This window comes from Vibrio sp. N418 (assembly GCF_000222565.1).
GTDB classification, from domain to species: domain Bacteria; phylum Pseudomonadota; class Gammaproteobacteria; order Enterobacterales; family Vibrionaceae; genus Vibrio; species Vibrio scophthalmi.
Genome location: NZ_AFWD01000064.1, coordinates 31,295 through 51,614, shown reverse-complemented (window position 1 = coordinate 51,614; position 20,320 = coordinate 31,295). Strand labels below are relative to the sequence as shown.

18 protein-coding genes and 2 pseudogenes are annotated in these 20,320 nt (G+C 45.6%); 4 read left to right on the top strand and 16 right to left on the bottom strand.

Annotated elements, in window-relative coordinates:
• Positions 1 to 11: 11 nt before the first annotated feature.
• The 3 genes and pseudogenes from RH86_RS20180 to RH86_RS14395 form a co-directional block, all read right to left on the bottom strand.
• Positions 12 to 1,147, bottom strand: a pseudogene (locus RH86_RS20180) (IS3 family transposase).
• An 81-nt stretch (positions 1,148 to 1,228) separates the two neighbouring features.
• Positions 1,229 to 1,318 (bottom strand): annotated as a pseudogene (locus RH86_RS20425) (uracil-DNA glycosylase family protein); the annotation flags it as partial.
• Entirely contained in the window at positions 1,318 to 2,244 is a 927-nt protein-coding gene (locus RH86_RS14395; RefSeq protein ID WP_009386833.1) for a D-2-hydroxyacid dehydrogenase, read from the bottom strand. The gene RH86_RS14395 and the pseudogene RH86_RS20425, both read right to left, overlap by 1 nt.
• Positions 2,245 to 2,315: 71 nt before the next feature.
• Here RH86_RS14395 and RH86_RS14390 point away from each other — a divergent pair, with 71 nt between their 5' ends.
• Positions 2,316 to 2,903 (top strand): YjaG family protein, encoded by a 588-nt coding sequence (locus tag RH86_RS14390; RefSeq protein ID WP_009386832.1) that lies wholly within the window; start codon positions 2,316 to 2,318, stop codon positions 2,901 to 2,903.
• Between the two features lie 58 nt (positions 2,904 to 2,961).
• Here RH86_RS14390 and RH86_RS14385 read toward each other — a convergent pair whose 3' ends face one another.
• Complete coding sequence (locus tag RH86_RS14385) at positions 2,962 to 4,062, bottom strand: CNNM domain-containing protein (protein WP_009386831.1); 1,101 nt, start codon at positions 4,060 to 4,062, stop codon at positions 2,962 to 2,964.
• Between the two features lie 352 nt (positions 4,063 to 4,414).
• Between RH86_RS14385 and hupA the strand changes: the two genes are divergently transcribed.
• Entirely contained in the window at positions 4,415 to 4,687 is a 273-nt protein-coding gene (gene hupA / locus RH86_RS14380; protein WP_005594827.1) for a nucleoid-associated protein HU-alpha, read from the top strand.
• A 49-nt stretch (positions 4,688 to 4,736) separates the two neighbouring features.
• Positions 4,737 to 5,432 (top strand): DUF1481 domain-containing protein, encoded by a 696-nt coding sequence (locus tag RH86_RS14375; protein ID WP_009386830.1) that lies wholly within the window; start codon positions 4,737 to 4,739, stop codon positions 5,430 to 5,432.
• Positions 5,433 to 5,492: 60 nt separating this feature from the next.
• Here RH86_RS14375 and purD read toward each other — a convergent pair whose 3' ends face one another.
• Both purD and purH read right to left on the bottom strand, forming a co-directional pair.
• Positions 5,493 to 6,782: a phosphoribosylamine--glycine ligase gene (gene purD, locus RH86_RS14370; RefSeq protein WP_009386829.1), complete on the bottom strand. Its 1,290-nt coding sequence runs from the start codon at positions 6,780 to 6,782 to the stop codon at positions 5,493 to 5,495.
• Between the two features lie 125 nt (positions 6,783 to 6,907).
• On the bottom strand, positions 6,908 to 8,515 hold the full coding sequence (purH, locus tag RH86_RS14365; RefSeq protein WP_009386828.1) for a bifunctional phosphoribosylaminoimidazolecarboxamide formyltransferase/IMP cyclohydrolase: 1,608 nt from the start codon (positions 8,513 to 8,515) through the stop codon (positions 6,908 to 6,910).
• 258 nt (positions 8,516 to 8,773) lie between these two features.
• Here purH and zntR point away from each other — a divergent pair, with 258 nt between their 5' ends.
• Positions 8,774 to 9,214, top strand: a complete 441-nt coding sequence (gene zntR, locus RH86_RS14360) for a Zn(2+)-responsive transcriptional regulator (protein WP_005594832.1) — start codon at positions 8,774 to 8,776, stop codon at positions 9,212 to 9,214.
• Here the strand turns inward: zntR and RH86_RS14355 are convergent.
• From RH86_RS14355 to RH86_RS14310, 10 genes are all read right to left on the bottom strand, one after another.
• Positions 9,211 to 10,200 carry a sensor domain-containing diguanylate cyclase gene (locus RH86_RS14355; protein ID WP_009386827.1) on the bottom strand — a complete coding sequence of 330 codons (990 nt, stop codon included), beginning with the start codon at positions 10,198 to 10,200 and terminating at the stop codon, positions 9,211 to 9,213. The two genes, zntR and RH86_RS14355, sit on opposite strands and share 4 nt — an antisense overlap.
• A 245-nt stretch (positions 10,201 to 10,445) precedes the next feature.
• Positions 10,446 to 10,742, bottom strand: coding sequence for a DNA-binding transcriptional regulator Fis (gene fis / locus RH86_RS14350; protein ID WP_000462885.1), 297 nt, complete (start codon positions 10,740 to 10,742; stop codon positions 10,446 to 10,448).
• Positions 10,743 to 10,765: 23 nt separating this feature from the next.
• Positions 10,766 to 11,734 carry a tRNA dihydrouridine synthase DusB gene (dusB, locus tag RH86_RS14345; RefSeq protein ID WP_005594836.1) on the bottom strand — a complete coding sequence of 323 codons (969 nt, stop codon included), beginning with the start codon at positions 11,732 to 11,734 and terminating at the stop codon, positions 10,766 to 10,768.
• A 139-nt stretch (positions 11,735 to 11,873) separates the two neighbouring features.
• Positions 11,874 to 12,761 carry a 50S ribosomal protein L11 methyltransferase gene (prmA, locus tag RH86_RS14340; RefSeq protein WP_009386826.1) on the bottom strand — a complete coding sequence of 296 codons (888 nt, stop codon included), beginning with the start codon at positions 12,759 to 12,761 and terminating at the stop codon, positions 11,874 to 11,876.
• A gap of 106 nt (positions 12,762 to 12,867) precedes the next feature.
• Positions 12,868 to 14,211 carry an acetyl-CoA carboxylase biotin carboxylase subunit gene (gene accC / locus RH86_RS14335; RefSeq protein WP_005594839.1) on the bottom strand — a complete coding sequence of 448 codons (1,344 nt, stop codon included), beginning with the start codon at positions 14,209 to 14,211 and terminating at the stop codon, positions 12,868 to 12,870.
• A 14-nt stretch (positions 14,212 to 14,225) separates the two neighbouring features.
• Positions 14,226 to 14,696, bottom strand: coding sequence for an acetyl-CoA carboxylase biotin carboxyl carrier protein (accB, locus tag RH86_RS14330; protein WP_009386825.1), 471 nt, complete (start codon positions 14,694 to 14,696; stop codon positions 14,226 to 14,228).
• Between the two features lie 59 nt (positions 14,697 to 14,755).
• A complete protein-coding gene (aroQ, locus tag RH86_RS14325) occupies positions 14,756 to 15,205 on the bottom strand; it encodes a type II 3-dehydroquinate dehydratase (protein WP_005594842.1) in 450 nt (149 codons plus the stop codon).
• Positions 15,206 to 15,511: 306 nt separating this feature from the next.
• Complete coding sequence (acs, locus tag RH86_RS14320; protein WP_005594843.1) at positions 15,512 to 17,464, bottom strand: acetate--CoA ligase; 1,953 nt, start codon at positions 17,462 to 17,464, stop codon at positions 15,512 to 15,514.
• Positions 17,465 to 17,697: 233 nt separating this feature from the next.
• Positions 17,698 to 18,330 carry a 3'-5' exonuclease gene (locus RH86_RS14315; RefSeq protein WP_009386824.1) on the bottom strand — a complete coding sequence of 211 codons (633 nt, stop codon included), beginning with the start codon at positions 18,328 to 18,330 and terminating at the stop codon, positions 17,698 to 17,700.
• A gap of 10 nt (positions 18,331 to 18,340) precedes the next feature.
• Entirely contained in the window at positions 18,341 to 20,167 is a 1,827-nt protein-coding gene (locus RH86_RS14310) for a DUF294 nucleotidyltransferase-like domain-containing protein (RefSeq protein WP_009386823.1), read from the bottom strand.
• Positions 20,168 to 20,320: the final 153 nt, after the last annotated feature.

Below are 20,320 nucleotides of genomic sequence, written 5' to 3'. Positions count from 1 at the left end.
ACAGTCGTTATTTATAAGTCTGATTGTAACCATCCCTGTTTAGTGACACTTTGAATTAGATGTTTACCCAATTCATATTTGGCTAAATATGAATTGGGGGCTAGATCTTCAAGAGAGTCACGAGGGCGATCTTCGCTATACTCTAGCATCCCTTCATCCGTAATTTCTCGAAGTTGATTCAAGCTACTAAAAACGTATATATCGAGTAACTCGTTTCGATATGTACGCTGAAATCGCTCAATAAATGAATTTTGTGTTGGCTTTCCTGGTTCAATGAAATCCAAGAGAATTCTATATTCTTCGGCCCATTCTGCGATTGCCATCGCGATAAATTCAGGCCCATTGTCTACCCTGATCTTTGATGGTGTTCCAAGCCATGCAATAAGCCTTTCGAGGGTTCGAATAACTCGCAGAGCAGGTAAATTAAGGTCAATTTCAATGGCCAAAGCTTCTCGATTAAAGTCATCGACGATATTTAACGTCCTGAATCTTCTTCCACATTTAAGAGCGTCACTAACAAAATCCATCGACCAACAGGCATTCATATGTTCAGGAACGGCAAGTGGTGCAGGGTTACGGCTGGGAAGACGACGTTTAGCTTTACGGCGGAAATTTAGTTTAAGCGAGCAGTAGACTCGATAAACCTGCTTGTGATTTCAGGGGGACCCTTCCGCCTTAGAACTTTGAACATTTTGCTAAATCCATACGCAGGATAACGTTCAACTATCCCTTGGATTTTCTCGATGACTATATCATCACGGTGTTGCTCCGCTTTGTAGCGATAACTTGAACCACTAATGCCAACTGCGCGGCAGGCCAGTCTTAGGCTGACCTGAACTGCTGAATAACATAATAAAAAGTTCTCTTTTAACCGCTGGCTTTACAGCTTTTTTTCTAAAATATTTTTGACAATTCGGTGCTCCAAGCTTAGATCTGCGAACATCGTTTTAAGGCGTCGATTCTCTTCTTCTAGTTCTTTGAGTTTTTTTACATTGGATGCTTCCATACCACCATATTTCGATTTCCAGTTATAGTACGTAGACAATGTCACACCGTGTTCTCGGCAGACATCTTTTTCCATTCGACCAGCCTCAACCTCTCTCAAAATTTTGATAATTTGCTCTTCCGTAAAGCGTGATTTTTTCATGATGTTGTTTCTCCGTTTCTTTGAGTGTGAACGGAAAACGTCTCAATGAAAGTGAGACGATTATTGGGAGGGTTACCCTTGATGCGCTTGAATGATCGGGTTCGCTCCGAGTGCTAATTCCGGCTCGCACTGTCGACATTGACGGATTTTTGTTAGTAGATCTTCTAGCATCAATAACCTTTACTAAAATCAATGCAGTCGTGCAGCGTATAGCCTTGTTCCCAGTTGATATAGTGTTGAGTGAAAATGTCGACGACTTGTTCTGGGAAGCTTAGGGCGGCGATATGAGGGGTTATCGTTATCTTCGGATGACTCCAATAAGGGTGTTCCGCACTGAGTGGTTCTTGCTCAAATACATCGAGAAAGGCATGTTCAATTTTGTCATGGTTGAGTGCGTCGATCAGTGCAGTTTGATCGATGCTGCTACCGCGTCCAACATTAAAGAGTAAGATATTTTTAGCCCTTGCAAAGGCTGCTTGGTTGAATAGTCCCCGTGTTCTTGCTGTATCAGGTAAGGTGTTCAAGACGATATTGGATTGAGCGATCGCAGAAGCGAGTTCATCAACATGATATGTTTCATCAAATGGCGCCCCAGGCTTTGGAATGCCGCTGGTATTGATGCCTATAGTACGCATAGCAAAGGCTTTAGCAACTTGGGCTAAATGCGTACCTATTTCACCCGTGCCGACAATGGCTAACGTTTTACTATTAAGGCACTGATATTGAGCCGGTCGCCACTGCTTGTTTGTCTGTTGTTTCTGGTATTGCTTAAAGTGACGGTAGTGCTCAATGGTGAAGCCTAAGACGTACTCTGCAATCTGTTGACCGAAGATCCCTTTCACATTCGTCAGCAAGTAGTCTTGGCGTAGACTATGGTTGATAAGAGCATCGACACCCGCATAGGTGGATTGTACCCATGTTATATTTGTAAAATCATCAAGCTGGGTTGCTAGTCTCGGAGGAGCGGCAAGTAAGATATCCGCTTCATTGCGCTGGTTAGTTATAATGAGGTTAGGGAGTGCTAACTTCTCAATTAACTCTTGGTAGATTTGGTCAGCATCAGTGAGGATGTAGAGCTTTTTTGTCAAATTGTCCATAGGCTTTGCTTTTTTCCCTGCTGGTTATCAAGTAAACTGCCGCTGTCTTTTTCTTCAATCAATGAGCCATTATGCTACAGAACCCGCTTCAGCTTCGCCTTGAGAAGCTAGAACCTTGGAAACAGATTACCTTCATGGCGTGCTTATGTGAACGCATGTATCCGAATTATGCCATGTTCTGCGAAAGCACTCAGTTTGCTCCTGCACGTACTTATCGCGATATTCTCGATAGCATTTGGGAACAGCTTACGGTTAAGACAGCAAAAGTTAACTTTGAACGTCAGCTTGAAAAATTAGAAGAGATCATCCCTAGTTCTGAAGATTTTGACTTTTACGGTGTTTATCCAGCAATTGATGCCTGTGTTGCCCTTTCAACGTTGCTACACGGATTGTTGGATCGTGACGATCTTTTTGAAAGCATGCAGAAAGTGAGTCAACAATCGGTAATGACTGTCGCTCAACTTGAAGAGGCGCAGTTAGAGATTGAGATCAGCAATGAAAACCAGAAAGAGAACGAAGCGGTTTGTGCTGAATGGGATGTGCAGTGGGCGATCTTCCGACCACTAAAAGAGGCCGGAGAACGTGATATTGATTTGATCAAAGATCTTCGCGCAGAATTGAAAGAAGAAGGCGAGAGCAATATTGGCGTCACTCTATAAGCCACACTTCATCACGTCATACTGAAATTAAAAAAGGGAGCCTCAGCTCCCTTTTGTCTTATTTATCTTTATCTGCAGACTCTGAGTCAACTCTCGTGTATTCATCGTCGTCATCACGGCTTTCGATTACACCATGTTGTTTTTTCCACTTTTCCCAGCGCTCAAATGCCAGTTCTTGCATGTCTGTTGTGCTGTCTGCTTCATCAACAATCTCTTCACCAATAAGGTGTTCAAAGATATCTTCTAGTGTTAATAGACCTTGAACTGTGCCGTATTCATCGACCACAAGCGCAAGCTGTAGTCGCTTGGATAGCATCTGGTCAAAAGCTTTTGGTAGCGACATGTTATTAAGGATCACGTGAACAGGACGCATAACCGCACCAAGTTGTTTGTCACCAGAGCCCGCCAATTTCAGCTTGTATAGCTCTAGGCGGTGTACAAAGCCAACAATATTGTCGTTTGCTTGGCTATACACTAACGGACGTGAAAATGGTGTGTCACGGTGTTCTGTAAGGAACTCTTTAACTGTTAGCTCGGCATCCACACGGAAAACGACAGGTCGTGGCGTCATAACTTGAGTTACCGGCACATCTTGGATGCCTAATAAATTGCTTAGGATCTTTGATTCACCTTCGGCGAACTCACCACTTTCACGCGCCAATAGTGCCATCGCAGAAAGTTCATCACGCATTTTTGGCGCAACATGACCACGAGCAAGGCGTTTGGTGATTTGTTCAGAGAACCAAACAAATGGCGTTAAACTCCAAACCATCCAGCGTAGAACATTTGCCGCGTAAGGTGCGAGTTGGCGCCAGTATGTCGCACCAATAGTTTTAGGTACAATTTCAGACAGAACCAAGATACCGAGCGTTAGCACTGCAGAGAAAACGCCGAGCCATTCACTACCAAATACTACAGCAGCTTGCGCACCCGCCGTTGCCGCACCAATGGTGTGAGCGATGGTATTTAACGTCAAGATTGAGGCTAAAGGACGGTCAATGTCCTTTTTTAACGCTGACAGTCTTTCTTCTGCCGGATGGCCCTGTTGACGCATCTGAGCTAAGTAGCTCGGAGTAATACTGAGTAGGACCGCTTCAAGAACCGAACAGACAAAAGATACGCCAATGGCAACAGAGACGTATATAGTTAGCAGCAACATATTGTTCCTATGTAAGTTTTTACCACAGCCTAATTTTGCTGAAAAAATCATCACTGGGTTCTATTAGTGCGATTCTCTCTATGCCTGGGCATTATTGGTGTGTGTATTTTATATTCGCTCTAAGCCCCGCAATATCAGGCTTTACGTCGCTTGAGCGTTTTATAAATAAGGTTAAATTGGTTGAAAAACAAGTCTTCATTATGACTCAGGTAGCAACAAATTGTGAGTTATTACTCATATTATGGTTAAAAGTACGTCATAGAAGCCAAAGAATGCTTACAAACCTTTGCCAGATGGGGCATTTATGTTTTAGAGTGAGTCGAATTCGATAACACATGAGAAGGGAAACCTAATGAACAAGACCCAATTAATCGACTTTATCGCAGAGAAAGCAGACTTATCTAAAGCTCAAGCTAAAGCTGCTCTTGAAGCTACTCTTGAAGGTGTGACTGGTGCACTTAAAGAGGGTGACCAAGTTCAACTAATTGGTTTTGGTACGTTCAAAGTGAACCACCGCGCAGCGCGCACTGGCCGCAACCCTAAAACGGGTGCTGAGATCCAAATCTCTGCTGCAAATGTTCCTGCTTTCGTTGCTGGTAAAGCACTGAAAGACGCAGTGAAATAATATAATTTACGCCAAGGTAACTTACCTTATCTTGGCGTATACTCTCCTTATGAAAAAAATCCTTTTATCTTCACTAATCACCTCTTTCCTCTTTGGCTGCTCTTCAGCCGTGACCAACACAAGTTTAGAAACCACGCTTCAGCATTCTGGTGGACAAAACATGGGTGATGCAACCAGCTTATATTGGTTCACCGAACGTCTTGCTATGCCTATCAGTGCTGCGGACTATGTTGTTGCTGGTGACTATGGCTGGTATCAAAGTAATTACCGCTGGGAAGACGGCAATGTTCGAGAGTTGATTCGTGAAGGTGAACAATTAAAAAATAACGCTGGTTTGGTTAAATACAGTATTCACGTGCGCTTTAACCGGGAAGGGGATGCGGTTTATCAGCAGTATCGACTCGGTGGCAAAGTACTCCCTATGAATAGCGAGATGCTTGAACAGGTGAAAGCCGAAGCCATTAATGTTGCTGAGCAGACCAAACGACAAAATAAAGCCGGTACACGATTGTTCCAGGGGTACTGGGATGGTAGTGAATTTGAAACCTGCGCTGGACAGAGTTTTGCTTCACTTGAATTTAATCAAACCTTGCCAAATTTTGTTGTTAGTCGATTAGCGGATATTGACAGTTATGTCGCGTTTGTCGGTGAACGAAAAGGTGACACTTTATTGGTTGAGCAGTTATTGATGCTCACCAATGATAACCAGTCGTGTGTTGAAAGGCCGCAGCTGTTACAAAATTAAAAAAGGCGCTGAGTTCAGCGCCTTTTTGTTTTCTGTATTCTCTGGTAAAAATCGAATCTATTAAGCTTTGTTTTCGCGCTCAATCGCTCTATAACCGATATCACTACGGAAGAATACACCATTCCAACTTACTTGCTTTGCCAGCTCATAGGCGCGTTGCTGCGCTTCTGAGACGCTATTACCAAGTGCTGTCGCACAAAGCACACGGCCGCCATTGGTAACGATCTCTCCATTACGATTAGCGGTGCCAGCATGGAAGACTTTTTCGCCTTCTACTTCGAGTTGTGGAAGTCCCGAAATGACATCACCTTTGTCATAAGCTGCTGGATAACCACCGGCTGCTAAAACAATACCGATAGATGCGCGCGGATCCCATTTTGATTCTACTTGATCGAGTTTTTTATCGATGGCAGCAAGACATAGCTCCACCATGTCAGATTGCATACGCATCATGATCGGCTGTGTCTCTGGGTCACCGAAACGGCAGTTGTATTCGATCACTTTTGGTGTACCAGTGCTATCGATCATCAAGCCTGCATATAGGAAGCCAGTGTATGGGTTACCTTCAGCTGCCATGCCACGTACCGTAGGGTAGATGACTTCCTGCATAATGCGATCGTGAATGTCTTGTGTGACGACTGGAGCTGGAGAATAGGCACCCATACCACCCGTGTTTGGACCCGTATCTTTATCACCGACACGTTTGTGATCTTGGCTGGTTGCCATTGGTAGAACGTTTTCACCATCCACCATGACGATAAAGCTAGCTTCTTCACCCTCTAAAAACTCTTCGATAACCACACGGCTACCTGCCTCACCAAAAGCATTGCCAGCGAGCATATCTTTAATCGCCTCTTCTGCTTCAGTGAGTGTCATTGCCACAATGACGCCTTTACCTGCGGCTAAGCCATCGGCTTTAACAACGATCGGTGCACCTTGTTGACGAACGTAAGCGAGTGCGGGCTCAATTTCAGTGAAGTTTGCATATGAACCGGTTGGAATGTCATGACGAGCTAAGAAGTCTTTGGTAAATGCTTTAGAGCCTTCAAGCTGCGCTGCGGCTTGAGATGGCCCAAAGATTGGCAGACCCACTGCCTGGAACGCATCAACAACGCCAATAACCAGCGGAGCTTCTGGGCCAACAATCGTAAGTTCAATCGACTTTTCTTGCGCGAATGCGACAAGGCCGGCGATGTCTTCTACATCAATGTTGACGTTTTCCAACTTAGGCTCAAGTGCTGTGCCCGCATTACCGGGTGCGATGAATATGGTGTCTACATTTGGGTTTTGTGCCACTTTCCAACCCAGCGCATGTTCACGACCGCCAGAGCCAATAATCAATACATCCATTTTAAATCCTTCAATCAAAATTCGTCATTCCCGACGTTGAGGAACGAAACGGTCGGGAATCTGTTAAACCTAGAGATTCCGTACTACGCTCGTTCCTCGCTATACGGAATGACGGTTTTGAACAATTAGTGGCGGAAGTGACGCATACCAGTAAAGATCATCGCCATGCCATGTTCATCAGCAGCGGCAATCACTTCATCATCACGCATTGAACCACCCGGTTGGATAACACACTTAATACCGGCTTCTGCTGCTGCGTCGATGCCATCACGGAATGGGAAGAAGGCATCAGATGCCATTACACAACCCTCTACCTGAAGACCTTCGTCTGCTGCTTTGATACCGGCAATTTTCGCCGAGTAAACGCGGCTCATTTGGCCTGCACCAACACCGATGGTCATATCGCCTTTTGAGTAAACAATCGCGTTTGATTTAACGTACTTGGCTACTTTCCAGCAGAATAGTGCGTCATTGAGCTCTTCTGCTGTTGGTTGACGCTTAGAAACCACTTTCAGGTCATCTTCAGTCACCATGCCTTGGTCGCGGTCTTGAACGAGTAAGCCTCCGTTAACGCGTTTCACGTCAAAGCCTGTGGTCTTCGTTGTCCATTCACCACACTCAAGTAGACGTAGGTTTTTCTTCGCAGCAACGATTTCGACCGCTTCGGCAGAAACAGAAGGAGCGATGATGACTTCAACAAATTGACGCTCAGTGATCGCCGTTGCGGTTGCTGCGTCTAATTCGCGGTTGAATGCGATGATGCCGCCAAATGCCGAGGTCGGGTCGGTTTTGAATGCGCGGTCATAAGCTTCTAGGATGTCCTTACCTAGAGCAACACCACATGGGTTAGCATGCTTAACGATCACACAAGCGGGTTGGTCGAATTCTTTTACACATTCCAGTGCCGCATCTGTATCGGCGATGTTGTTGTAAGAAAGGGCTTTACCTTGAATTTGGCGAGCAGTCGAAACGGAGGCTTCTTGAGGGTTCGCTTCAACATAAAAAGCAGCGGCTTGGTGGCTATTTTCACCGTAGCGCATGTCTTGTTTCTTTTCGAACTGCTGATTGAAAGTGCGAGGGAACTTACTCTCTTCATCAGCCTTCTTACCTTCTTCATCAAGTAAAGAGGCACCATAGGATGGCACCATGGTGCCGAAGTAGTTGGCAATCATGCCATCATAAGCGGCAGTGTGTTCAAAGGCGGCAATGGCAAGATCAAAGCGAGTCTCTAGCGTAAGTGATGCTTCGTTGCTGTCCATTTCAGCGATAACGCGTGAGTAATCTTTCGCGTTAACCACAATCGTGACATCTTTGTGGTTTTTGGCTGCCGAGCGAACCATTGTTGGGCCGCCGATATCAATGTTCTCAACGGCATCAGCTAGCGTACAGCCTTCCTTTGCTACGGTTTCAGCAAATGGGTAAAGGTTAACCACAACCATATCGATTGGGTTGATGCCATGTTGTGCCATGATGTCATCATCTTGACCACGACGACCAAGTACACCACCGTGAACTTTTGGATGTAAAGTCTTAACACGACCATCCATCATTTCTGGGAATCCAGTGTAATCAGAAACTTCAGTTACTGAAATGCCTTGCTCAGCCAATAGGCGAGCAGTACCACCAGTTGAGAGAATATCGACACCACGCTCAGCAAGAGCTTGTGCAAACTCAACAATACCTGTTTTGTCTGATACGCTGATCAGCGCGCGGCGAATAGGACGGTTAGTCATACTTCCATTTTCCTCAAATTCACGAATTAAAAGATGTTTGCCAAAGATGAACTTGTTTTTACCTTTGAGTAAAATATTGGCCAGCTTTGGTAAAGACCTTTTCCATATCGAGAGCGAATGTAGACTCCGAATTTGATGGCGCACATTCTAACTAATTTATTACAAAAAAGCTTGCGCAATCGTTTGGCATCTCAAAAATAATTGTAAAATCCAGCATCTTTAGTCATAAAAGTAATTAGAACGTTAATAAGGGAAGTTATGTTTCAGATCGGTGAATTAGCAAAACGTTGTGGTGTTAGTGCAGATACGCTGCGTTTTTATGAGAAAAATAGTTTGATTAAACCAGCCGGCCGCAGTGATTCTGGTTATCGCTTGTATAACGAAGAAAACCAAAAACAAGTGACCTTTATTCTGAAAGCCAAAGAGCTGGGTTTGAGCCTAGATGAGATTAAAGAGCTGTTGGAAATCAAACTTGAAGCAACAGAACATAGTTGTGCAGAAGTTAAAGCGATCACGACCGCTAAATTAGACGTGATTGATCAAAAGATTGCGGAGTTAAAGCGTATCCGCAGTGCATTGAAAAAGATTAACGATGCCTGTTGTGGCCATATTGATGATAACGCCAGTCACTGCTCTATTTTAGGTGCTCTCGCGAGCGAAGAGTCACATTGCTGCCAAAAGGAGCATAAAGAGGCCTAAGACGCTTTTAAGATGCGAGCTTTGGACGTGGAGTGCGTTTTTAGATCCGGTAGGTTAGGGTGGTAGATGGTGACCTGATCGCGGCCAGTACGCTTGGAGTAGTACATTGCTTTGTCTGCTTCAACGAGCAGTGCTTTGACGGATTGGCTGTCACTATTAAGTTCGGCAATACCAATGCTGACCGTCGGATAGATCTCATGGCCATCGACATGGCATGGCGTGCTATTGATTGATAGACGGATACGTTCTGCAATGTCAAATGCTTGAATCGCGTTGGTATGAGACAAAATGATACCAAACTCTTCCCCGCCTAAACGGCCAATATAATCACTACCACGAATGACGTTTTTGCAAATCGTCGCAACCTGAGTGATGACAAGATCCCCAGAAAGGTGACCGACCATATCATTGATATCTTTAAAGTGATCAATGTCGACCATCAGACAGGTTAGATGAGCATTGTCCGCGCTTTGCTGCTGGAAGTCTTGCTCTAGCTCTAGCATGAATGCGCGGCGGTTGAGTACGCCAGTTAACTCATCAGTTTCTGATAGCTTTTTAAGCTCTTTCTCTAGTTGATGTGCCTTAGTGATATTGCGTACCGACCACATCACTTGTGCAGCGTGGTTACGAGCGCTTGGCTGGACGTAATTGATAATCGCTTCAAACCAACTCTCTTCAGGTAACTCAAAATTTTGAATGTCATCAATAGAGAGCAAGAGATGATCTTGCAGTTGTACGCTATAGCGCACCACTAGTGTTTTTTGCTGGTGGATGACCTGATCAATATAACCCTGCATTTCCGCCGCTTTGGCTGCGGAAAAAATTTGGTCGAGGCAGAGATCGATATAGCGTTTGGCATCGAAACCCGGAGCATAATGGCTACCGCCATAGCTATCGATATAGCGTCCGTTTGGGTCAAGGATAAAGACGTGATCAGGCAATGAATTTAGTAAAAAATCCAACCATTTCTCGCGATGTGAAACCATTATAGGCCTTTATCCAATTCAATAAGCAATTACGTATTGTAACCAAAAAAAGTGATAAGGCAATTTGATGGTATTGAATGTAAATCTTTATTTTTAAAGAAATAGTTCAAGTTGCGATCGGAGTATCTTTTGCGGAAGAGAATGACGAACCGGTGTTTGAGGTTCTCTGAAATCCAGGTGAGTAGATAAAGAAAAGGCCATGCTAACAAGTAGCATGGCCTCTTAATCGCTAAACTAATCAGAGATTAGTTCATGCCGTATTTTTTCAGTTTCTTACGAAGAGTACCGCGGTTGATGCCCATCATAGTTGCTGCGCGAGTTTGGTTACCGCGAGTGTACTGCATGATGGTGTCTAGTAGTGGCTGTTCTACTTCAGCTAGAACTAATTCGTATAGTTCTGTAACTTCTTGGCCGTTTAATTGAGCAAGATAGTTTTTAAGAGACGCTTTAACAGAATCACGTAGTGGCTTTTGCGTGATTTGATCTTGTGAAGTTACTGTAGTTACTGTTAATGCTTCTGAAGTTAGATTTTGTTCGAACATATTCGGTCTAGCTCTTCTCGTAATTATGGTGCAACGTTATCAAAATAACCTTCTAATGCATCGATTTGCGCTTGCGCAAGATCAATGGCATTGAAGGTACGGCGAAACTCGACGGCTTGCTCATGCTCTTTCAGGTACCAACCCACATGCTTGCGAGCGATGCGAGGGCCTAAATACTCTCCATAAAACTCATGTAAAGCATTCACATGACCAAGCAAAATACCTTTCACTTCCAAAATTGGTAGCTCAGGCATCTCGGTGCCGTTTTCCAAATAGTGTTGGATTTCCTGGAAAATCCACGGACGACCCTGGGCAGGGCGTCCAATCATCAAAGCGTCTGCACCGGTATAATCCAGTACAAATTTAGCTTTCTCTGGGCTATCGATGTCACCGTTAGCGATAACCGGGATAGAGATTGCTTGTTTTACCGCTTTGATGCTGTCGTATTCGGCCTCACCTTTGTACATACACGCTTTTGTTCTGCCATGCAGCGCAAGAGCTTGAATGCCGCAGTCTTCGGCTAATTTAGCGATGTAGACACAGTTTTTATTCTCTGTGTCCCAGCCAGTACGGGTTTTCAACGTCACAGGAACGTCGACCGCACTCACAACGGCATTCAGAATATCTTTAATGATCTCTGGATGTTGAAGCAGTGCAGAGCCGGCTAGCTTCTTATTCACTTTTTTTGCTGGGCAACCCATATTGATATCGATGATTTGCGCACCGTTCTCAACACTGAATTGAGCTGCTTCAGCCATTAACTGGGGATCAGAGCCTGCGATTTGTACCGATCGAATGCCCGATTCGCCTTCGTGTACCATTCGCTGTTTTGATTTGGCCGTATTCCATAGCTTTGGATTAGAGGACATCATTTCACTGACAGCCATTCCCGCACCATAGCGGAGACACAACTCACGAAACGGTCTATCCGTAACCCCCGCCATTGGAGCGACGATTAGTTTGTTCTTGAGTTGATAATTACCTATTTTCAAAACGTCTTCACAGTTCTGTACCAGCAAGGGCGCGCATTTTACGCATTTTTTCACTGCGTGAAAAGACTATTATTTGAGCATTACCAAATTGTTTTGTTAATTCGTATAAAATTCAAACAATTAAGGTTAAAAACCTTGTCTAGCCTTGCTTGCGACCAGAGATGCGACACCACTCTGTTTGGGCTTTTATTGGATCGATGTGAAGCTCGTCACGGTAATAGTTCGCGACATCTTCTGCTTGAGTGTCTAAAACCCCCGACATTGCCAACAAGCCGTTTGGCTTAACCAGACCTTTAATGATTGGTGAAAGTTCACGTAGTGGTGCTGCCAGAATATTAGCCACAACGACGTCAGCAATCATGTTCTCAGGTTGATCTTGAGGAAGGTATACATGCAGCTGTTCAGCCACACCATTGCGCTCTGCGTTGTCTTTAGACGCCACAAGAGCTTGAGGATCAATGTCGATCCCGATAACTTTTTCTGCGCCCAGTTTGATCGCTGCGATCGCTAGGATGCCAGAGCCACAACCGAAATCGATTACGGTTTTACCTGCAAGATCGATACTTTCAAGCCACTCTAAGCAAAGCGCTGTGGTTGGGTGGGTGCCAGTACCAAATGCTAGGCCTGGATCAAGTAGAACGTTCACCGCTTCTGGATCCGGAACATCACGCCAGCTTGGGCAGATCCACAGGCGCTCACCAAACTTCATTGGGTGGAAGTTATCCATCCATTCACGTTCCCAGTCTTTATCTTCAAGTTGCTCTACTTTGTGCGCAAAACCTTCAGCAAGCATGCCACTTGCTTTAATTTGGCTGAGGATAAACTGGGTATCCGCTTCGGCGTCGTACAGTGCGAGGATATCGATATCACCCCATAAGCGAGTTTCGCCAGGAAGAGGTTCAAAGATAGGCGTATCTTTTGCATCTAAGAAGGTAACAGATAGTGCGCCAGTCTCTTCCATAAGCATGTCGCTGACCATTTCGGCGTTTTCTTTGGTCGCATTGAGTTTGATTTGAATCCAAGGCATGAGTCGGTACTCTTAACGTGGGTGATCGAATATTGGCGCAGAGTGTAGCAGCCAGAAATAGAAATGCCCACGTAATGTGGGCATTTTGCTCAATTCTGCGAACGAATTATTGCAAGCCGAGCTTCTTCTCTAGGTAGTGAATGTTAGCACCACCGTGTTGGAAGTTTTCGTCGTTCATGATTGAGATCTGTAGCGGCACGTTAGTTTTGATGCCTTCAACGATCATCTCGCCAAGGGCATTTTTCATTCGTGCAATTGCTACATCACGGTTCTCACCATAAGTGATCAGTTTACCAATCATTGAATCGTAGTGAGGTGGTACTGTGTAACCACTGTAAATGTGAGATTCCCAACGCACGCCCATGCCGCCAGGTGCATGGAAACGTTCAATCTTACCTGGAGAAGGTAGGAAACGAACCGGATCTTCCGCATTGATACGACACTCGATTGCATGGCCACGGATCTTAATATCATCTTGAGTAAATGATAGTGGTTGACCTGCAGCAACACGAAGTTGCTCTTTGATCAAATCAACACCAGTCACCATTTCAGTTACTGGGTGTTCTACTTGGATACGGGTGTTCATCTCGATGAAGTAGAATTCGCCATTCTCATATAAGAATTCGAAAGTACCTGCACCGCGGTAACCGATCTCAATACAGGCACGAGTACAGCGTTCACCGATGTACTTACGCATTTCTTCAGTGATGCCTGGTGCTGGAGCTTCTTCAACCACTTTCTGGTGACGACGCTGCATGGAACAGTCGCGCTCGCCTAGGTGGATTGCGCCGCCTTGGCCATCAGCAATCACTTGAACTTCAACGTGACGAGGGTTTTCTAGGAATTTCTCCATGTAAACCACATCGTTGTTGAACGCTGCTTTTGCTTCTGCGCGCGTCATAGCGATAGATTGTGTTAGTTCCGCTTCGCTGCGAACCACACGCATACCACGACCGCCGCCGCCGCCAGACGCTTTGATGATAACTGGGTAACCAATGCGCTTGGCATGCGCTTTGTTCTTCACTTCATCGTTGTCTAGAGGACCGTCAGAACCTGGTACACAGGGTACGCCCGCTTTTTTCATCGCATTGATCGCTGACACTTTGTCACCCATCATGCGAATGGTATCAGCTTTAGGGCCAACAAAGATAAAGCCGCTGCGCTCTACTTGTTCTGCGAAGTCAGCATTCTCTGAAAGGAAACCGTAACCAGGGTGGATGGCTACCGCGCCCGTCACTTCAGCTGCTGAAATGATACGAGGAATGTTCAGGTAGCTATCAATACCGCGTGCAGGGCCAATACAGATAGATTCATCTGCTAGCAAGACATGCTTAAGATCGCGGTCTGCAGTAGAGTGTACTGCGACCGTTTTGATGCCGAGCTCTTTACATGCGCGAAGGATGCGAAGTGCGATTTCGCCTCGGTTCGCGATGACTAATTTATCTAGCATAGCTTCAGCCTCGATTATTCGATTACAACTAGTGGCTGGTCAAATTCAACCGTTTGGCCGTCTTCAACTAGGATTGCCGTAACAACGCCAGACTTGTCTGCTTCGATTTGGTTCATCATTTTCATCGCTTCAACGATACAGATCGTGTCGCCAGCGTTAACGCTTTGGCCGACTTCGATGAATGATTTAGATTCAGGGCTTGGTGAACGGTAGAATGTACCCACCATTGGAGAAAGAACTTGGTGACCCGCTGGAGCTGCTGGAGCTGCAGGTGCTGCAACTTCTGCCGCTGCAACAGGTGCTGCAGGCGCTACCGCAGGAGCGGCAACAGGTGCAGGTGCTGCTGCGTATTGAATTGGAGCATGAACAGGTGCTGCGCCGTGGCGACTGATGCGTACCGATTCTTCACCTTCAGAGATCTCTAGTTCAGCAATGCCAGATTCTTCAACTAGTTCAATCAGTTTCTTAATTTTACGGATATCCATCTTTATCTTTCTCTTTATCTTGTGAGTAAGACAACCCGTTAGGGTCGCAGAGTGTTAGGTTACTTTGCCTGCAGGTGTTTGATTGCTGCCGACAGAGCGAATTCATAGCCTTGTGCGCCTAAACCGCAAATGACCCCTTGTGCTTTATCAGACAAATAGGAGTGATGGCGGAATGGTTCTCGTGCGTGCACATTGGACAAATGTATTTCTATAAATGGGATCGCGACACCTAATAGTGCGTCGCGCAACGCAACGCTGGTGTGCGTGAATGCCGCAGGGTTAATCAAAATAAAATCCACGTTATTATAAGCGGCGTGGATAGCTTCGATTAACTCATACTCACGATTGCTTTGGAGATGTTCAAATTCAACATCGGCTTGCTTGGCCTGCTCAGCCAAGGTCGTAACGATCTGTTCAAGTGTCTGTGAGCCATAGTGTCCGGGCTCGCGCAATCCCAAAAGATTAAGGTTTGGGCCATTCAGAAGTAGAATTCGTGACTTTGCTGACATTGTGCTGACATCTTCCTTTATCGTGAGTGGAACTTACATATTCCCAAATATACGATAAATCATCACGATTTTTCAGTAGCAATCGCGAGATTTTTAAAAAATCGTCAAAGATTATAGCTAATTCACAGCAATTAGCAGCAATTTACTGGTCTAATCACTGATGTTGCTCTTTTGAAAGTGCTACAGAGGTAACATAAACGCGGTGTTGCTCGACAAGGTTTAGTGCCATTGATGGGATGAATGCAAAAAAAAAGAACCGCCAAATGAGGCGGCTCTGGTATTGAGAGGGGGAATTACGCTATGGGTTTAAGCTAATTCCGCTTTTTCCGCAATCAGCTTATCAACCACACCCGGATCGGCGAGTGTTGATGTATCGCCTAAGTTACTGGTATCGCCAGCGGCAATTTTACGCAGAATACGTCGCATGATTTTGCCTGAACGTGTTTTTGGCAGTGAATCAGTCCAATGCAGTACATCTGGTGTCGCAATCGGCCCAATCTCTTTACGTACCCAATCCTTCACTTCTTTGTGCAATTCTGCTGATGGGTATTCACCATCATTCAGTGTGATGTAAGCGTAAATGGCTTGGCCTTTGATATCGTGTGGAATCCCGACGATCGCGGCTTCAGCTATCTTATGGTGCGCAACGAGTGCGGATTCCACTTCTGCTGTCCCCATGCGGTGACCGGAGACGTTAAGAACGTCATCAACACGGCCAGTGATCCAGTAATAACCATCTTCGTCACGACGCGCGCCATCACTGGTGAAGTACATACCTTTAAAGGTTGAGAAGTAGGTTTGCTCAAAGCGCTCATGGTCGCCATAAACGGTGCGCATTTGGCCTGGCCATGAATCGAGAATGACAAGGTTGCCTTCTGCAGCGGTCTCTTCGATGATGTTGCCCATGTTATCGACTAGGGCCGGTTGTACACCAAAGAACGGTAGCGTAGCGGAACCTGGCTTAAGATCGGTTGCCCCTGGTAGTGGTGCGATCAGAATGCCGCCCGTTTCGGTTTGCCACCATGTATCGACGATCGGAGAATTCTCGTTACCAATCGTTTTGTAGTACCACTCCCATGCTTCTGGGTTGATCGGCTCGCCAACAGAGCCCATGATACGAAGGCTTGAACGTGATGTACCATCAACTGCTTCAGTGCCTTTTGCCATCAGCGCACGAATCGCGGTTGGGGCGGTGTAAAGAATGTTGACCTGATGCTTATCAACCACTTCGCTCATGCGATTGGTTTTTGGATAGTTTGGCACACCTTCAAAGAGAATGGTTTTAGCACCGTTAGCCAGCGGCCCATAAATAAGGTAAGTGTGGCCAGTAATCCAGCCTACATCCGCCGTACACCAGAAGGTTTCGCCTTCTTGGTAGTCAAACACATACTTAAACGTCATTGTGGCGTAAACAAGGTAGCCACCGGTGGTGTGTAGTACACCTTTAGGTTTGCCAGTTGAGCCTGAAGTGTAAAGAATAAACAGTGGGTCTTCTGCTTTCATTTCTTCTGGTGGACATTGTTCTGAAACGTTCGCTGTGGCTTCGTGCCACCAAACATCACGATGTTCATGCCAATCAATATCACCGCCAGTACGCTGGAAGACGATCACTTTAGAAATGGTTTTTACTTCTGGGTTAGTCAGTGCCTCATCGACATTTTTCTTCAATGGGACAGCACGGCCACCACGGACGCCTTCATCGGCAGTCACGACCACTTTCGCATCTGAATCGATAATACGGCCAGAGAGTGCTTCTGGTGAGAAACCACCGAAGACGACGGTATGAACAGCACCAATACGGGTACAGGCGAGCATGGCAACGGCTGCTTCCGGTACCATTGGCATGTAGAGACAAACGACATCGCCTTTACGTACACCTTGCTCTTTCAGCGCATTAGAAAATTGGCACACTTCTTTGTGGAGCTGATTAAAAGTCAGTGTTTTGTCATCTGCAGGGTCATCGCCTTCCCAGATAATCGCGACCTCATCACCGCGCTCGGCAAGGTGACGGTCAATACAGTTGGCAGAAACGTTGAGTGTGCCATCTTCGAACCAACGAATATCGACGTGGCCAGTATCGAAAGAGGTACTTTTCACTTGGGTGAATGGTTTAATCCAATCCACTATTTTGCCGTGTTCACCCCAAAAGCCTTCTGGATCAGAAACAGACTGTTGGTACATGGCAAGGTAGGTCTCATTATCCGCATGTGTGGTTGCTTTGATATTCTCTTTTACCGGATAAATGTGGGCTTCACTCATTGCTTCTCTCCTTGTGAATTTTTGTGCTTCCTTTGGTGTTAGTAGGGTAGATGCCAAAGGTTACATCTCTATTTCGTCAGGCTTGCGGCAGCGAACCAAAAAATACCTGACAAACAGCAATGCTATAACTTTCAATCACTGCGGCTATTTCTACAATTAGACTTTAGGATGAGGAAGCCGCTTGGGTGGTAAGATTTAAGGGATGAGATGCGGCATTGGCCGCATTCTGTGGATTATTGCTGATAAGGAAAGCTTAGACTTGGCAGATCTCCTTTGGTTAAGCGTACAAACACTAATGCCGCAGATATCGCGTCTTGTAAGGCGTCATGCTTGTTTTGCTGCGGAAGATCGAGATGCTTGCAGATCGCATCTAAACTTAAGTCGAAGTAGGCATTAGGTAAATGCTGCTCCAATTTGTCGTGATAGATCTGACTCACTTCAATTAATGGGTTCGGCAATGGAAAACCAAGCTGTTTACGACAAGCAATATCAAGAATCTTTTTGTCGTAGCGAATGTGATAGCCCACCACTGGCCGGTTGCCAATAAATTCAAGTAACTTGAGTAGCGCTTGTTTTTCATCAAGGCCATCTTCGAGATCTTTATGCCGCATACGGTGAATGCGTACTGAACCAGAATCGAGTGACTGGGGCGCGCGCAGACGGACTTCAAACGGCTGGCTGGTGATGATGCGATTATCGATGATCTTCGTCGCCGCGATGGTGACCAGTTCTGCCCGTTTAGGATCGAGGCTGGTGGTTTCACAATCCAGCGAGACAAATTCGCCTTTTACCACGGGGCCAAAGTAAGACTGGAAAGGCGATCCTTTTAACTTGTAGTGCCAATAGCGGCGTTGTAACCAATTCATCGCACTCTCCTTAATCTCTTATTTGATAATGATAGCCAAGAAATTGTTTAAATTTCTTCACCACATGAAAGCTATGCCGCAGCAAATCTCGTTCACTTCTTTCCAACTGTTTGAGGTCAATGCGGTTATGGCTATGTTGATTATCTAACTGTTGGTTAAGGCGCAGCTTAAAAAACAGCCTGAGTGCTTCGGTGAGGTTATCAGCAGTATCTGGTTCCAGAATATTTTTCTTTGCCAGAGCGTCAATGCGGGCAAAAGTGTTGCTAGCGGTGATGTGATATTCAAGCGCTAGAGTGCGAATGCCATGCACGATTGGGAAGATACCGCCACTTTTTACATCCAGCCCTTGCTTGTCACTTTTTACGTTACCAAACAAGGTCAATGGCAATGAAAACTGTAAGGCTGGACGAGTAAATTCTTGTAAGGTCAGCATGTTATTAAACATGATTTGATGTAAGTGTTCACTTATCGGTACCAGCAGTTCACGGTTGCCAGCTACAGCGTGTGCATCGGCCATGATCGCCAGTTTCATTACCTGTTCTGGACTGGAGGCTTTTGACCAGCAAGAGATCGTTTCCTGCCATTCGACTTGGCTTTTTACCCATGCAGGGTTATTGACCATCACATTGCCGGGGCAGAGAGGGTAACCTAGTTGCTGAAGGGTATGAGTGAGCTTGTTCATGATGGCACTGCATTGTTGCCACTCAAGCCCATCTTTAAGAATCAAGGCGTTGTCTTGGTCGGTTTTGAGAATCTGTTCACCTCGGCCTTCTGAGCCCAGTACGATCAAGCAGCAGTGATCATGCAAGGCGGGAGGAACAATCAGTTCAAAGGCTTTCTCTATGATTTGTTCATTGACTGCCGAGATCAGTTCCATAATGAAACGTGTGCGAATGCCATTGCTGAGTAAGCTATCCACTAATTGACGTTGACGATTAGAGGCGATCGCTAGTTCATCAACACTGCTCGCTCGCGCAATACTGAGAGTTAAGACATGAGAATGGGTTGAAAAGGCACTGAGTATTTGCGTCATGTCGAGCATGCCAACGGGGTTCTTGCCATCCCATACCATTAAGCGCTTCATACGGTTACGTGTCATGGTCATCATGGCATTGAAGAGAAAGTCATCTTCATCAATGTGCATGACAGGAAAGGTCGCCACTTTGCCCACTGGCGTATTGAGAGGCTGACGATCCAGCATCACGGCGTGCAGCATGTTGGTGCGCGTAATGATGCCGTAAGGCATTTTATTTGTGCTATTTGTCAGGCGGGGATCATCGGCTGCTAAGGTGATCAGTGCGGCATCAAGTGCATTGTCTTTGAGAATTTTAGTTACGTCATCCAGAGGAAGGTCGTGCGCTAAGATCAATGGAGGATGATAGATGTCATTGTCGACTTTAGTGAGAATGAATTCGGCTAAATTTTGCTGTTGTTGTGCCGCATCAAGTAAGGCTTGTCGCTTGGCGAGATTATTATCGAAATAAGCCGCAAATTGACCATTTTGATTATAGAGATCTAAAAACACCTGCTTGGGTAGCAGATAAGAGAGGGTATCTTCAAGAGCGATGTAGTTGTGACGACTCTGCCCTTCAAGCAGTGAACGTACGTCAAACAAATCGTCGTTGGTATAGTGAGCGTAGATTTCGTTATTGTGTGGTGATTGCTCCTCAACCGCGCCCTTGATCAAAATATGCAGATGAGCACTAGCATTACCGTGGTGCAAAATAGTATCACGCGCACGGAAATAGGCGACATCCAAAGAGCTGCGCAATATTTGCTGTTGAGCGGGCGTGAGCCGATTAAACGGGGCTGATTGCATGTTGAGTTTTTCGGGCATAAGAGACCTTGCAAGCACACTAGACTGTACTCTCAGTGTGACAAATTTCGCTATTTTCACCAGACGACTTTGGTCGAAGCGCTTGCATGCTTGCCCTATTCGGACTGCCATCAATGCGGAAAAGAGTGCGCAAATAATATTCCCTTTTTATTC

Excerpts from the sequence above, each read along its gene's own strand:
- RH86_RS14355 (WP_009386827.1), bottom strand. The coding sequence starts at position 10,200 with ATGGTTTCACATCGCGAGAAATGGTTGGATTTTTTACTAAATTCATTG.
- accB (WP_009386825.1), bottom strand. The coding sequence starts at position 14,696 with ATGGATATCCGTAAAATTAAGAAACTGATTGAACTAGTTGAAGAATCT.
- hupA (WP_005594827.1), top strand. The coding sequence starts at position 4,415 with ATGAACAAGACCCAATTAATCGACTTTATCGCAGAGAAAGCAGACTTA.
- RH86_RS14310 (WP_009386823.1), bottom strand. The coding sequence starts at position 20,167 with ATGCCCGAAAAACTCAACATGCAATCAGCCCCGTTTAATCGGCTCACG.
- RH86_RS14315 (WP_009386824.1), bottom strand. The coding sequence starts at position 18,330 with ATGAATTGGTTACAACGCCGCTATTGGCACTACAAGTTAAAAGGATCG.
- fis (WP_000462885.1), bottom strand. The coding sequence starts at position 10,742 with ATGTTCGAACAAAATCTAACTTCAGAAGCATTAACAGTAACTACAGTA.
- accC (WP_005594839.1), bottom strand. The coding sequence starts at position 14,211 with ATGCTAGATAAATTAGTCATCGCGAACCGAGGCGAAATCGCACTTCGC.
- purD (WP_009386829.1), bottom strand. The coding sequence starts at position 6,782 with ATGGATGTATTGATTATTGGCTCTGGCGGTCGTGAACATGCGCTGGGT.
- RH86_RS14375 (WP_009386830.1), top strand. The coding sequence starts at position 4,737 with ATGAAAAAAATCCTTTTATCTTCACTAATCACCTCTTTCCTCTTTGGC.
- purH (WP_009386828.1), bottom strand. The coding sequence starts at position 8,515 with ATGACTAACCGTCCTATTCGCCGCGCGCTGATCAGCGTATCAGACAAA.
- RH86_RS14390 (WP_009386832.1), top strand. The coding sequence starts at position 2,316 with ATGCTACAGAACCCGCTTCAGCTTCGCCTTGAGAAGCTAGAACCTTGG.
- prmA (WP_009386826.1), bottom strand. The coding sequence starts at position 12,761 with ATGCCTTGGATTCAAATCAAACTCAATGCGACCAAAGAAAACGCCGAA.
- acs (WP_005594843.1), bottom strand. The coding sequence starts at position 17,464 with ATGAGTGAAGCCCACATTTATCCGGTAAAAGAGAATATCAAAGCAACC.
- RH86_RS14395 (WP_009386833.1), bottom strand. The coding sequence starts at position 2,244 with ATGGACAATTTGACAAAAAAGCTCTACATCCTCACTGATGCTGACCAA.
- zntR (WP_005594832.1), top strand. The coding sequence starts at position 8,774 with ATGTTTCAGATCGGTGAATTAGCAAAACGTTGTGGTGTTAGTGCAGAT.
- RH86_RS14385 (WP_009386831.1), bottom strand. The coding sequence starts at position 4,062 with ATGTTGCTGCTAACTATATACGTCTCTGTTGCCATTGGCGTATCTTTT.
- aroQ (WP_005594842.1), bottom strand. The coding sequence starts at position 15,205 with ATGTCAGCAAAGTCACGAATTCTACTTCTGAATGGCCCAAACCTTAAT.